The sequence below is a fragment of the Bradyrhizobium sp. C9 genome, assembly GCF_002532045.1.
Taxonomy (GTDB): domain Bacteria; phylum Pseudomonadota; class Alphaproteobacteria; order Rhizobiales; family Xanthobacteraceae; genus Bradyrhizobium.
Map to the genome: position 1 here is coordinate 217,161 of NZ_NWTG01000011.1, position 13,306 is coordinate 230,466.

Annotated in this window: 13 protein-coding genes and 1 tRNA gene; 4 read left to right on the forward strand and 10 right to left on the reverse strand. The window is 64.9% G+C overall.

Annotation, left to right across the window (positions count from 1 at the left end):
* Positions 1-79 precede the first annotated feature (79 nt).
* Both CO675_RS22570 and CO675_RS22575 read right to left on the reverse strand, forming a co-directional pair.
* Complete coding sequence (locus tag CO675_RS22570) at positions 80-763, reverse strand: haloacid dehalogenase type II (protein ID WP_097674041.1); 684 nt, start codon at positions 761-763, stop codon at positions 80-82.
* A gap of 80 nt (positions 764-843) precedes the next feature.
* A complete protein-coding gene (locus CO675_RS22575; RefSeq protein WP_097674115.1) occupies positions 844-1,449 on the reverse strand; it encodes a CGNR zinc finger domain-containing protein in 606 nt (201 codons plus the stop codon).
* A 162-nt stretch (positions 1,450-1,611) separates the two neighbouring features.
* Here CO675_RS22575 and CO675_RS22580 point away from each other — a divergent pair, with 162 nt between their 5' ends.
* Complete coding sequence (locus CO675_RS22580) at positions 1,612-2,316, forward strand: alpha/beta fold hydrolase (RefSeq protein WP_097674042.1); 705 nt, start codon at positions 1,612-1,614, stop codon at positions 2,314-2,316.
* A gap of 44 nt (positions 2,317-2,360) precedes the next feature.
* Positions 2,361-3,215, forward strand: a complete 855-nt coding sequence (locus CO675_RS22585; protein WP_097674043.1) for an alpha/beta fold hydrolase — start codon at positions 2,361-2,363, stop codon at positions 3,213-3,215.
* A gap of 499 nt (positions 3,216-3,714) precedes the next feature.
* On the opposite strand, the gene CO675_RS22590 is transcribed toward CO675_RS22585, so the two are convergent.
* From CO675_RS22590 to glf, 3 genes are all read right to left on the reverse strand, one after another.
* A complete protein-coding gene (locus CO675_RS22590) occupies positions 3,715-5,016 on the reverse strand; it encodes a PQQ-dependent sugar dehydrogenase (protein WP_097674044.1) in 1,302 nt (433 codons plus the stop codon).
* Positions 5,017-5,429: 413 nt separating this feature from the next.
* Positions 5,430-6,701 carry a serine hydrolase domain-containing protein gene (locus CO675_RS22595; RefSeq protein WP_097674045.1) on the reverse strand — a complete coding sequence of 424 codons (1,272 nt, stop codon included), beginning with the start codon at positions 6,699-6,701 and terminating at the stop codon, positions 5,430-5,432.
* A 65-nt stretch (positions 6,702-6,766) separates the two neighbouring features.
* On the reverse strand, positions 6,767-7,993 hold the full coding sequence (gene glf / locus CO675_RS22600; protein ID WP_097674046.1) for a UDP-galactopyranose mutase: 1,227 nt from the start codon (positions 7,991-7,993) through the stop codon (positions 6,767-6,769).
* A 212-nt stretch (positions 7,994-8,205) separates the two neighbouring features.
* Between glf and CO675_RS22605 the strand changes: the two genes are divergently transcribed.
* A complete protein-coding gene (locus CO675_RS22605; protein WP_097674047.1) occupies positions 8,206-9,438 on the forward strand; it encodes a hypothetical protein in 1,233 nt (410 codons plus the stop codon).
* Positions 9,439-9,513: 75 nt separating this feature from the next.
* Here the strand turns inward: CO675_RS22605 and CO675_RS22610 are convergent, their stop codons facing one another.
* The 5 genes from CO675_RS22610 to CO675_RS22630 all read right to left on the reverse strand — a co-directional run bounded on the left by CO675_RS22610 (position 9,514) and on the right by CO675_RS22630 (position 11,788).
* On the reverse strand, positions 9,514-10,077 hold the full coding sequence (locus CO675_RS22610) for a DUF488 domain-containing protein (protein ID WP_097674048.1): 564 nt from the start codon (positions 10,075-10,077) through the stop codon (positions 9,514-9,516).
* The gene (locus CO675_RS22615; RefSeq protein WP_097674049.1) at positions 10,070-10,279 is read right to left on the reverse strand and encodes a hypervirulence associated TUDOR domain-containing protein; all 210 of its coding nucleotides are present in this window, start codon (positions 10,277-10,279) and stop codon (positions 10,070-10,072) included. The genes CO675_RS22610 and CO675_RS22615 overlap by 8 nt, the downstream gene beginning before the upstream one ends.
* Positions 10,280-10,448: 169 nt before the next feature.
* Positions 10,449-10,524: transfer RNA gene (locus CO675_RS22620), tRNA-Phe, on the reverse strand.
* A 140-nt stretch (positions 10,525-10,664) separates the two neighbouring features.
* Positions 10,665-10,847: a DNA gyrase inhibitor YacG gene (yacG, locus tag CO675_RS22625; RefSeq protein ID WP_097674050.1), complete on the reverse strand. Its 183-nt coding sequence runs from the start codon at positions 10,845-10,847 to the stop codon at positions 10,665-10,667.
* A 311-nt stretch (positions 10,848-11,158) separates the two neighbouring features.
* On the reverse strand, positions 11,159-11,788 hold the full coding sequence (locus CO675_RS22630) for a Maf-like protein (RefSeq protein ID WP_092123132.1): 630 nt from the start codon (positions 11,786-11,788) through the stop codon (positions 11,159-11,161).
* 283 nt (positions 11,789-12,071) lie between these two features.
* Between CO675_RS22630 and CO675_RS22635 the strand changes: the two genes are divergently transcribed.
* Positions 12,072-13,253, forward strand: a complete 1,182-nt coding sequence (locus CO675_RS22635; protein ID WP_097674051.1) for a tyrosine-type recombinase/integrase — start codon at positions 12,072-12,074, stop codon at positions 13,251-13,253.
* Positions 13,254-13,306: the final 53 nt, after the last annotated feature.

The following is a 13,306-nucleotide window of genomic DNA, read 5'->3' on the forward strand; positions in this document are numbered from 1 at the left end:
CCGGTTTTATGCGCTTCCGAGCGATCTGGCCTGGAGCAGCTTTTGGCCTTCACTCCACCGAAAAATCCGTCAGCAACCGTTACCCTTTGGCGCCATAGCGCCGGATCAGTTGGTCGGCGACATCGTCGAGATTGTCGCCGACCACCTGCGGCTGCGGACCGACGCCGAGCACATCGTTGCCCGGGCGCCTGATCAGCGCGGCCTCCCAGCCGGCGGCGACTGCGCCGAGTGTGTCCCAGGTGTGGCAGGCGATCAGGCAGAACTCCGACGGCTTGGCGCCGAGTTCCTGCTCGACATAGCCATAGGCTTGCCGCGACGGCTTGTGATGCTTGACGCCGTCGGCGGAAAACCGCCGCTCGAACAGATCGACGATGCCGCCATTGGTCAGCTGCCTCGTCTGTACTTCCAGCAGATTGTCGGTCAGCGTGAACAGCCGAAAGCCCGCCGCACGCAGCTTGCGCAGCGCGGCCGGCACTTCCGCATGCGGCGGCATGGTGGAGAATTTCTCGGTCAGCTCCCTCTTGTCTGCATCGTCGATCCTGATGCCGCGGGTGTCGGCCAGCATCTTCATGACGGCTGCGCCGATGTCGGTGAACGGCACGTAGCAGCCCGCCACCGTGAGCGAAGCCGAGTACATGATGAAATTCGCGAACCACAGCCGCATCGCGCTCTTGTCATTGAAGATACGTGCGAACACCGGTTCCATGGTCTCGAGGTCCAGCAGGGTCTCGTTGACGTCGAACACGATCAGAGGAAGCGCCATTTTTTCTCCGTTGGGTTGGGTTTGCCCTCGCCTTTTCTGGAGCATGATCTCTTCGGAAAACCGCTACGCACTTTTCCGGATCATGCTTCCCTGTCCTTGATCCGATTGCGATGCGCGGCCTGCTTGGCGCGGTTGCCGCAGACCGCCATGCTGCACCAGCGGCGCGCCCGCGCCCGCGTGTGATCGGCAAACATCAGCGTGCAGGCCGGGCCCTCGCACGCCTTGATGTCGGAAAAGCTTTCCTCGCAGACGACTCTCGCCATCGCCTCGCCGATCGGCAGCAGCAATGTTTCGGCCGAGCGCCAGCGTCGCGTCCGCTCCAGCGCGAAACCGTCATGATCGTCGTGACGATGCGGCACGATCCTGCTGAACGCCTGATCGCTTTCGAGCAATCGATTCAGCGGCTCCAACTCCTTGAGCGCCCGCGGCGCCAGCGGCCGGCCCATATGCTTGCGGACGAAGCCGCGGAACCATTCACGCAAATCACGCGCCTGCCCGGCAACCTTGTCGAGTTCGCCTAGCCTCGCGCGCGCCTTCAACTCGTCGAGCACATCTGACGGCACCAGTTTCGCCTGTGTGAGCCAGCGCAACAGGCCGTCGCCATCGGCGATCCAGTCGACCAGCGTATCGACCGGCGTCGCGATCGAATTGATGAAATCGAGGCCCAGGCTATCGGCGATGAACATCGCGGGCGGGTGGGACTGCACGGTGGCGTTCTCCTCGACGGCTTCTTCGATCTCGTCGCAAATAACCTGATTAAAGCCAGTTGACAAGTTACGAACATTGGATCATAAGCGCAGTAACCTGTCAAACTGCATTTATACGGTTACTAAGACAAGGAGCTCAATATGTCGAACAAGGATGTCAGCGTGGTGCTCGCCCATGGCGCGTGGGCCGACGGGTCGAGCTGGGCGCGGGTGATTACGGCGCTCGACGCCGAGGGCATCACCGCGGTCGCGGCCCCGTTGCCGCTGACTTCGCTCGCCGACGATGTCACCGCATTGAACCGCACGCTGGATCGCGTCGATGGACCGGTGGTGTTGGCGGGCCATGCCTATGCCGGCGCTGTGATCGCCGAGACCCGCTCGCCACGCGTCAAGGCACTGGTCTATGTCGCGGCGCTGGCGCCAGACGAGGGCGAGACCGTTGCCGACGTGTTCTATCGGCTGCCGCCGCATCCGTTTGCGCCAAAGCTCGCGCCCGACAACAACGGCCTGATCTGGCTGCCTGAGTCCGCCTTCGCGTCGGCCTTCGCACAAGGCGCGCGGGCCGAGGACCTCGCGGTGCTCGCCGCCGTGCAGCGGCCGATCTCCCCCGCCTGCATCACGGTGCCGGTCGGCCGTCCGCGATGGAAGGACGTCCCGAGCTGGTTTCTGGTCGCCGAGGACGACCGGATGATCGCCCCTGAGACCCAGCGCAGCATGGCGGCGCGGATGAAGGCTGCCGTGCGATCGCATGCCGTCGATCACACCCCGATCGTGACGGCGCCCGCGCACGTCACCGACATCATCCGGGAAGCGGTCAGCGCGGTTGCCGGGCAGATCAAGTCCTGATCTCCGAAACCAAACCACCACATCACGATCAAAGGGAGTGACAGATGTCCGAGATCAAGTATCGCACGGCCGATGTCGACGGCTTCAAGGTGTTCTATCGCGAGGCCGGCTCGCCCGGCTCGCCGAAACTGCTGCTGCTGCACGGCTTCCCGAGTGCGGGACACATGTTCCGCGATCTGATCCCGCTGCTCGCGGACAAGTTCCACATCGTGGCGCCTGATTTGCCCGGCTTCGGCCAGTCCGACATGCCGTCGCGCGAGACGTTCGCCTACAGCTTCCACAACATCGCCGGCGTGATCGACCGCTTCACCGAGGTGATCGGCTTCGATCGCTACGCGATCTATGTGTTCGACTACGGCGCGCCGACCGGCTTCCGCCTCGCGCTCAAGCATCCGGAGCGGATCACGGCGATCATCTCGCAGAACGGCAACGCCTACGAGGAAGGCCTCAGCGACGGCTGGACGCCGATCAAGGCCTATTGGCAGGACCCATCGCCGGCGAACCGCGACGCGCTGCGCGCCTTCCTGACGCCGGAGACCACGCGCTGGCAGTACACCCACGGCACGCCGGATCCGCACGCGGTCTCGCCCGACGGACAGAACCTCGACAATTACTACATGGCGCGTCCCGGCGCGCATGACGTGCAGCTCGATCTGTTCGGCGACTACAAGAGCAACGTCGCGCTCTACCCGGCCTTCCAGACCTACTTCCGCAGCCATCAGCCGCCGTTCCTCGCGGTGTGGGGCAAGAACGATCCGTTCTTCCTGCCGCCGGGCGCCGAAGCATTCAAGCGCGACAATCCGAACGCGGTGGTGCGCTTCCTCGACACCGGCCACTTCGCGCTGGAGACGCATGCCGCCGAGATCGCGCAAACCATCCGCGAGTTCCTGAGCCGCTAACGCGCGCCCCGGCAAGACGTCCGTCAAGGCGCAGGAACTCTTGCCCTGGCTGGAATGTTGGAAAGGATGCAATAACTCAGGAGGAAACTCGCATGAGAAACCTGTTATTGGCCGGCGCATTGGCGATTGCCGGTTTCGCTGTCGCCACGCCGATTTCCATTGCACCCGCGTCAGCTCAAGTCGCCGTCGATACTCCGCTCGGCGGCGTGAGAGTGGGTCCCGAGCCGCGTTACTACCGGGACTACGATCGGCCCGCTTATCGCGCCTACGGATATGATCGCGGATATCGCGGATGCCGCACCGTTACGATCGAGCGCGACGACGGCTCGGTCCGCAGGGTCCGCCGTTGCGACTAGCAGTACCGAACTGGGAGATCGCCGCCGGCGCTCGCAAGGGCGCCGGGCCGGCTCTCGCGATCAAGCAAGCGAGAGCCGTCCGCTAAGGCTGCTCGCTGCTGGCGGCCTCTTTCGTCTCGCTGATGCCCGGGCTCGTTTACAGCCTACGCCGCCGTCACACGCCAGATCACATTGCCGACATCGTCGGCCACCAGCAGCGAGCGGTCGGGACCGAGCGCGACGCCGACCGGACGGCCGTACGACACCTTCTCATCGGGCGCGAGGAAGCCCGACAGAATGTCGCGCGCCGGCCCTGAGGGACGGCCATTCGTGAACGGCACGAACACCACCTTGTAGCCTGACAGCGTCGAGCGATTCCACGAGCCGTGCTGGCCGATCGCCATGCCGTCGGGGAAACCCGGCAGCGTGCCCGCCGGCATCCAGCACAGGCCGAGCGATGCAGTGTGGCCGCCGAGCGCGTAGTCCGGCTGGATCGCCTTGGCGACCATCGCCGGATCCTGCGGCACGCGATCGTCCACCGTCTTGCCCCAGTAGCAATAGGGCCAGCCGTAGAAGCCGCCGTCGCGTACCGAGGTGAGATAGTCCGGCGGCGTCTCGTCGCCGATGCCGTCGCGCTCATTGACGACGGTCCACAGCACATTCGTGGTCGGCTCCCAGGCAAGCCCGACCGGGTTGCGCAGGCCGCCGGCGAAGATGCGGCTGGTGCCACCTGCGAGATCGAGCTCGTAGATCGCGGCGCGGCCCTCCTCGACCTTCATGCCGTTCTCGGCGATGTTGCTGAGCGATCCGACACCCGCATAGAGCTTCCTGCCGTCGGCGCTCGGCAGCAGGCTGCGCGTCCAGTGTCCGTCGGGCTTGAAGGTGACGAGCTTGCGTCCCTCCGCCGTGATGCGATCCGCGCCCGCGGTGTAGGGAAACGCAACCACGCCGTCGGTGTTGCCGACATAGAAGGTGTCGCCGATCAGCGCCATGCCGAACGGCTGGCGCAGCCCCTCCATGAAGGCGCCGCGGCTCTCGGCGACGCCGTCGCCATCGCGGTCGCGCAGCAGCGTGATGCGGTTGGCGCTGACGCCGAGGGCGGCGGCACGGCGCATCGTCGCCTGCATCGCATAGTGGAAGACGCTGCGCGGCGTGCCAGCAATCTGCGTCGCCTCCGCGATCAGGACATCGCCGTTCGGCAGCACGTTGATCCAGCGCGGATGATCGAGCCCCGCGGCAAAGGCGTTAACCTTGAGCCCTGCTGCTGCCGTCGGAAGCTGGCCCTTGTCCCAGCCGCGCGCCGTCGGCATCTTCAGCGTCGGGATCGCGCCCTGCGATTTCGCCGCCGGAATTTGCGGCGCGCTGCCCCAGGCCGGTGCGGGCTCGGCGCCCTGCATCCGCCGCCAGGCCACGGCGCCGGCCCCGATCGCCGCGACGACGCGGGCAAAAACTCCAGACGTGCTCATCGACTTCCCCTGTTATTCGCGCCCCGTGATTGCGCCCTGCCGGGCGGCCGCGGCCCGCAGCAGCATTCGCATAATGCCGGCCCTGATGACAGTAGTTATACGATCTTCGCATCCGCCATCGAATCGGGGAGACTGACCGTACGCTCCCTTGTCAGAGCGTTTTCCTCCCTGAGACCTTGCCCGCCCCGGTCGGCGGGCTTCCTTTTACGAAACGCCCGGCTTGTCGAAGCACTGCGGGCGCGGCCGGCTGCGGGGCGTTATAGCCGGAAACGCATAGCGCCCGGCACCGAATGCATTGGACCGGGCACAGCGCAATGATAGCCCACGCAAATTTGAAGGCCCATCGCTCGGCTTGAGCCGATGGGCCTTTTGCTATCCGTCAGCCGCTATGATTGACGCCGCAACGATGCGGCTCACTTCACCATCGCGCCGTAGACGATGTCCTGCACGTTCTCGCGATAATATTTGCGCAGCTCGCCGGGAGCCGCGGTTCCGACCACCACGACAAGGCGTTCTTTCGGATCGCAGAAGAACTGCGTGCCATAGGCGCCGTTCCAGGTGAACTCGCCTGGATTGCCCGGCACCGACGCCAGCCCCTCGCTGGTTCGCACCGCGACCGCCAGCCCGAAGCCGAAGCCGCCGCGATGCGGCTCGACCGCGGCGACGTTGTTCTTGATCTCGGGCCCAAGATGGTTCGACGTCATGAGATGCACTGTCGTGGGGCTGAGCACGCGCTTGCCGTCGAGCTCGCCACCATTGAGCAGCATCTGTCCGAAGCGGACATAATCGCCGACGGTCGCGAACGAGCAGGCGCCGCCGCAATCGAACTTGGTTGGCACGTCGAGCAGCTTGATGGCTTGCGGCTTGCCGGTGAGCGGATCGTTGGGGAAGGGACGCGCCAGTCGCGCGCGCTGGGCATCGCTCGGGTGGAACGTCGCCTCCTTCATGCCGAGCGGCTTCCAGACATTGGCTGAGAGATAGTCGCCGAGCCGCTGGCCCGAGACCTTCTCGACGACGGCGCCGAGCACGTCGATCGAGAAGCCGTATTCGAACTCGGTGCCGGGCTGGTGCACCAAAGGCAGCTTGGTGATGCGGTCGATGAAGGCCGCCGTGTCGCCTTCGATCGCCGGCGCGGTGCCGTCGGGATAGAGCCGCGCCAGCGCGCTCGAGCTGTCGGGCCGGCCACCATACATCAGGCCTGAAGTGTGGCGATAGAGATCATGGATGAAGATCGGCCGGGCCTGCGGCTCCATCGTCAGCGAGCCGTCAGCCTGCTGCACGCCGACCTTCATGTCGGCAAACCCCGGATAGAACTCGGCAACCTTGGCCTGCAGCGGCAGCCGGCCCTGCTCCATCAGCGTCAGCCCGGCGACCGCCGCCATCGGCTTCGTCATGGACGCCAGCGCGAACACGGCATTGATCGGCATCGGCGTGCCCTTGACCGGGTCGAGCTGGCCGTAGGCCTTGTAATGCACGAGGCGACCGTCGCGCGCGATCGCCACCACGGCGCCGGGCACGCGCTTGGCCGCGATCTCTCGCGCGAAGAAGTCGTCGAGCCGCGCCAGTCCCTGATCCGAGAAACCGGCCTGATGTGCCGAAGCTTCCGGCAGCGGCGGCGCGGCATGGGCGATGTTGACGGCAAGACATGTTGCGGCGGCGGCCGCGGCAATGGCGATCTTTCGCATTGTTTCCTCACCAGAGATCGCGGGCGATTGTTGTGTGGTTCGCTGCCCGCGCCGGCAGGATTAGATCACGCCGGCAGAGGCGACAAGGCGTCGCGGCGCGCGGCAGTGCCGCCGGGGCGCATGTCTGCACCAGCGAAGAACGGCTCAACCTCGTGCTCGAACGTCTTCAGCGCAGCGCCGATCGCCTGGTGCATGTCGAGATATTTGTAGGAGCCGAGCCGGCCGCCGAAGATGACGTTCGGATGCGGTGGCGTCATGGCGTGATAGGACGCGAGCATGGCGCGGTCGGCTGCGGTGTTGATCGGGTAATACGGCTCGTCGGTGCGGCCGGCAAAGCGGGAATATTCGCGGTAGATCGTGGTCCGCGCCCCCGCATGCGCGCGCTCCGGATGCAGGTGCCTGAACTCGTGGATGCGGGTGAACGGCACCTCGGCGTCGGCATAGTTGATGACCGCGGCGCCCTGGAAATCGGCGACGTCATGGACCTCGCGCGCGAAGTCCACGGTGCGCCAGCCGAGATGGCCGCAGGCATAGCCGAAGAAGCGATCGATCGGGCCGGTGTAGATCACGAGCTGGCGCGGGTTGATGCGGTCGGCGACGTCGAAATAGTCGACACCGAGCCGGACCGCGATCCTGGGATGTTCGAGCATCCGGCGGAAGATCGCGGTGTAGCCGTCGAGCGGCATGCCCTCGTAGCGGTCGGCAAAGTAGCGATCGTCGAAGGTGAAGCGCACCGGCAGGCGACCGATGATATCGGCCGAGAGCTCGCGCGGATCGGTCTGCCACTGCTTCTGCGTATAGCCGCGGATCAGGAGGTCATACAGCGTGCGGCCGACCGAGGCGATCGCCTTGTCCTCGAGATTGCCGATCCCGGAGGCACCATGCCTCCCGGAGGCACCATGCGCTGCCGCCTCGGCTGCGATCACAGCGCGCGCCTCGTCCGGCGACATGATGCGGCCGAACGCTGAGCACACCGTCGCAAGGTTGATCGGCATCGAATAGACATGGCCGTTCGCCACCGTGAAGACGCGGTGGCGGTAGTCGGTGAATTCGGTGAAGCGGTGCAGATAACGCCAGACGGTCTCGGAATTGGTGTGGAAGATATGCGTGCCGTAGCGATGCACCTCGACGCCGCTGTCGGAATCGACTTCCGAATAGGCGTTGCCGCCGATATGGGGCCGGCGGTCGAGCACGCAGACCGAGCGGTCGAGCCTGTTCGCCACCTGCTCGGCGATCACGGCGCCGAAGAAGCCGGCGCCCACCACGACGACATCGAAACTCTCAAGCTGCATGTGGCCCCCGCTCCCCGCGCGGGCCCGGGCGGTCGCCCGCCGCGTGATCCCGTCGGAGCTTCAACGGCGCTGCCGCCGACTTCCGGCGAAGATTTTGGTTAAGGCCACGATAATTTCGTGCCCGGAACAGCGGGCTCGGCCGTTCAACTGACAGCATGCGAGGCGCTGGGTTTATCCGCGCGCGCAGCAACAGCATCATGCGCGGGGGCCCGATGTCCGTAATCTGCGTTCTGTATTCCAGCAACACGACTTATGATTCGCTGCGCGGCATCCTCGCGATGGCGGCCGCCGAGCTCGACCGGCTCGGGCACGAGGTCAAGATGCTCGACCTGCTGGCGCCGGATTTCTCGGCCCGGCTCAATGCGCTGTTGCCGCGGAAGACCGAGACGATGGCGCTCGGCTTCTCCGGCATCGGGCTCGATATCCACACCAAGGACGGCCGGCTGTTCTGGGACGTCGCCCAGATTCCCGTCTTCACCTGGTTCTGCGACCACCCCTGCTATTTCGCCAAGCGGCACGGGCTCGAGAGCCGCTACACCGCGCATGGCTACGTGTTTCCCGACCACGCCGCATTCAACCGCGATCACCTCGGCGCTAACGGCAGCGTGTTCGCGACCCATATGGGCATCCCCGATCCCGGCTTCTTCGGCGGCCTGCCGCCCGAGAAGCGCAACGGCCGGCTGATCTTCGCCAAGTCCGGCTGGAATCCGCTGGCCCTCGAGCGCGGCTGGCGCAAGACGATGCCGCCAAAGCTGTTCGCGCTGCTGTTCGACGCGATCGCCGAGGCGCGCGGCAAGACCTGCGGCGCGTTTCCAAAAATCATCGTCGATGTCGCCGAGCGGCATCTCGTCTATCTGAAGCCTGGCGGCGAGCTGTTCAACGTGATTCTGACCCGGCTCGACAATTACACAAGAGGCGTGCGCACCCGCGAGGTCGGCGCGGTGCTGGCCGACTATCCGGTCGATTTCATCGGCGGCGGCTGGAGCGATCTCGACGTCGGCAGACGTCCAGCCCGCGTGCTAGGCGCGATGACCTTCGATGCGATGCGTGAAGGCCTCGGCAGCTATCTCGCCACGGTCTCGCTCAATCCCAACATCGACCTGTCGGTGCACGACCGGGTGTTCTTCGCGCTCGGCGCCGGCACCGTGCCGGTGTTCGACGCCAACCGCTTCTCGACCGCGGAAATGCCGTATCTTAACCGCTACAGCTTCGGCCAGGACACGACCAGCGTCGCCGCCGCCGTCGAGGCCCTGCTGGCCGATCCCGCCGCGGCCCAGGCGGCGACCGCCACCACGATGAGCGAGCTCTATCCGCGCTTCTCGATGCAGCGGTCGGTGCAAGACATCCACGAGATCACGATGTCGATCGCGGGCGCCGCCGGCGCCAGTCTGTTGCCGGCTGAGCCGGTGCCAGCAGGCGTCTGGACGCCGAAACAGGCGGCCTGATCGCGTGCCGTTGGCATGACTGCGCCAGGTGGCGCACCGCGCGCGACGCGGACCGCCGCGGGCTTCGCCGCCCGCTCATAAGTCCAGTTGACCCGTCGCCGGATAGACCACCGTACCATCGCCTTGGACCACGGCGCCTTCGGTGAGGCGGGCGGGCTCGAGGCGGCCCTCCCCCATGATGTGGACGACGATCTCGCCGGACGCGATGAGATAGTCGGCGACGATGCGGCGGTGGCAGCGCCACCACACCGCTTCCGAGCACATGATCGCGCAGCGTTGCCGGTGCCCCTCGTCGCGCAGATGTTGCAGGCTCGCGTGAAACTGCGGCGACAGCGCATAGTCGGCGTAGTTGTGGAAGCTCTCGTTGCTCCAGAATCCGTTGACTGAAGGCGGCACGCCTCGCGCCTTGCCGCGCAGCCCGCCGAGATCGGCCAGATGCTCATACGAGATGCCGGCGGCCGACAGAGACGTGGGCAGCGTGTCCTTGTTGAACTGCGGATTGGTGCGCGACCGCGGCACCGTTCTGATGTCGACGACGCGGTCGATCCTGGCCGCAGTGAGGAGGACGATCAAGTCCTCGAGACTGCGGTTGGAATGGCCGATCGTGAAGAACGGCAGCGCTACGCCTTCGCTAGGCACGATGGAGCGCGCTGCCCTTGTGCGCGGCGACGTGATCGGTCTTGTCGCTCTTGATCTCGTATTGCGGATCGGCCTCCGAGGCGCGGTGCATATGCCCCTTGTAATCGAAATCGCGGGTATGAACCGCGATGATGGTGCCCGAGACCCGGCCAGCCTCGGAATTCCACCTGACGTGATCGCCGGCCTTGAATCGTCTAGTCATGTCGCAACGTCCTTCAGGCGGGGGATCGCCCTGACGATACGGCGCCAAATTGTGGCATCGGAATCAAATGCTCGCCGCTGCAAACGGGTTGGCAGCCGTCCCGGTTCCTGCCGTGCCTTCCGGATCGTCCGAATGCAACGTTGGGCCGATCAGAATTGCTGCGAGGGGATGGTGCCCAGGGGCGGGATCGAACCACCGACACTGCGATTTTCAGTCGCATGCTCTACCAACTGAGCTACCTGGGCAAACCCGCGGGGCCGAAAAGGCCGAAGCGAGCGGGCGGTTTATAGAGAGGTCGGGGCGCTGTGTCCACCCGGCTTCGCGAAACGCTTCGCCGGGCGCCGCGCGCCTGGCGTTCTTTCCCCAACTTGTTGGGAAATCTTGGCTATTCCGGGTCCTCGGCGTCATCATCGCGGCCGGGAACGACATAGCGGCCGCTGAGCCAGCGGTTGAGGTCGACGTCGCGGCAGCGCGACGAGCAGAACGGGAGAAAGGTCCGCTGGGCGGGCTTGCCGCAGATCGGGCACGCCCGTGAGGCGGCCGGGGGTGTTCGGGCTTGATCGGTCATGGTTGGGCCGGAGTGTACATCATCTGCCGCATGTTCTGCTGCGCTCCCTTTCCCGGTTGCGGGTTAGGCAATCGCATATGCGTCTTCGAACGCCGGGCAGTTGACGGCTACTGTGCATGGGGTTGTTTTCGATATTTCGGCGGCGCGCCTCTGGGACGAGCTATCGCACCCGGCTATCGGCCGGTTCCATAGCCCGGCCATGCCGACGTGGGGCAGTTGGGGTGAGGTCTCACCAGGAGCCGTTCAGGAGGAAAGAGCCCCACCCGCAAGCGGCAGAGGTGGACTGCCGTCGCTGCGCGAAAGCGGATAATTCAAACCGCGACGGCGTTGAGCCAGCCGTGGCGGATCGGAAACCCCTCGCCGCCGAGCAGGGTCACGGTCTCGTAGAGCGGCAGGCCGACGACGTTGGTGTAGGAGCCGACCATCTTGACCACGAAGGATCCGGCGATGCCCTGCACGGCATAGCCGCCGGCTTTGCCGCGCCATTCGCCGGAGCCGATATAGGCCTGGATGTCGTCGTCGCTGAGCCGCTTGAAGCGCACGCGGGTCTCCACCAGGCGCTGGCGGAACGCCTCGCGCGGCGTCACCACGCAGATCGCGGTGTAGACGCGGTGATTGCGGCCCGACAGTAGCCGCAGGCACTGCGCGGCCTCGTCGACCAGATTGGCCTTGGGCAGGATACGCCGGCCGACCGCCACCACGGTGTCGGCCGAGATGATGAAGGAGCCGCGCAGATCGTCGTCGAGTTGCACCGACTTCAGCGCCGCGTCCGCCTTCGCACGCGCGAGGCGATTGGCGCAGGCGCGCGGCAACTCGCCCCGCCGCGGGGTCTCGTCGACATCGGCCGGGCGCAACGCGTCGGGCTCGATGCCGGCCTGGTTGAGCAGGGCCAGCCGCCGCGGCGAACCGGAAGCAAGAACGAATTTGGGACGGCCTAGCATGCGGGCTTTTGGGCTGAATCGGGGGGACGGACGCGGGCGGAACCTATCGGATGGGGCATGGATGCACAACCTTGGAACCGGCCGCGAATCGCGCTTCCCCGTGGGCGACAAGGCCCCATAAGCACAGCTGTTTGTCAGCCGCATGACTCGCCGGGAAAGTGGAAGGACGGACTTGCTAAACCGCTGATATTCCCCATTTGTTGGCTGACTGTTTGAAGGTAGTTGTAAGTGGTTATCACTCCATTTCCTTCCACCGTCCTTCCACCATTTTGGAAACGCCGAAATGAAATTTACCAGCACGTCAGCGGTGCGGAAGCTCCGGACACCGGAAGGCAGGACGGAAATTATGATCTGGGATGACAGCATGCCCGGCTTCGGCGTCCGCCTCCGGGCAAGCGGTGCGTCCAGCTACATCTGTCAATGGCAGATTGGTTCCCGGCAAGGTCGGGAGACGATCGGCAGGATCAGCGTCCTCGATCTCGATACCGCTCGCGAGAAGGCCCGGCATATTCTTGGCCTTGCTCAGACCGGCAAGAGCCCGAAGCAAGCACGCCTTGACGAAGAGCGTCGCATCTCTCAGGCGCTTGGACCGCTCATCAATCGTTATCTTGAGGCGATGGAGGGCCGCTGGGCCAGCAAGTACAGGTCGGACATTGAGCGCTATCTCAGGGTCTATTTCAAACGCTTGCACGGCATGTCGCCGACCGATATCACCCGCGCTGACGTTTCCGCCGAGTTGGCTACCATTGAGCGTGATAGCGGCAAGACGTGTCGTAACCGGTCCCGCGCTGCCCTCAGCACCTTTTTCAATTGGCTGATTGCGGAAGGCGTCCTTGAGCACAATCCCGCCGAGAAGACGGCTAAGGCGCAAGAGGTACCGCGCGACCGCGCGCTGAGCGCTGCCGAGATCGCCAAGCTTTGGACCGCCCTTGACGCCGACGTGTTCTCTCAGGACGAGCGTGATGCGTTGCGCCTGATGATCCTCACCGCGCAACGCGCCGGCCAAATCGGCAATCTCCGCGTCTCTGAGATCGGCGACGATCGGCTGACTTGGGACCGCGCTCGCGCGAAAAACAAAGCACTCGGTCGGCATGTTTTGCCGTTAGCACCAATGGCGAAGGCGATCATCGACAGCCGCACCGTCAAGGACCGGACCTTTGTATTCGGCTATCACGATCTCGGCCTGACGAACTGGACTCGCTTGAAGCAGCGCATCGACGACATTGTGAGGTTCAATGAACCGTGGGTATTCCACGATCTTCGCAGGACCGCGAAAACGATCATGTCCGAGCATCTCGACGTTCCCGGCGAAGTCTCGGAGTCGATCCTCAACCACGGCAAGCGCGGGATGGATCAAGTTTACAACTCCGCCGTCTACATTAGGCAGAAGCTCGAAGCTCTCACCAAATGGGAAGGTTACATCATGTCGGCAGTCGATGCGCAGGATACACGCCAAGCTGCCTAGCTGACTCACCAATGCGTTTAAAAAGAAAGCCCGGCCTTTGGCCGGGCTTTTTG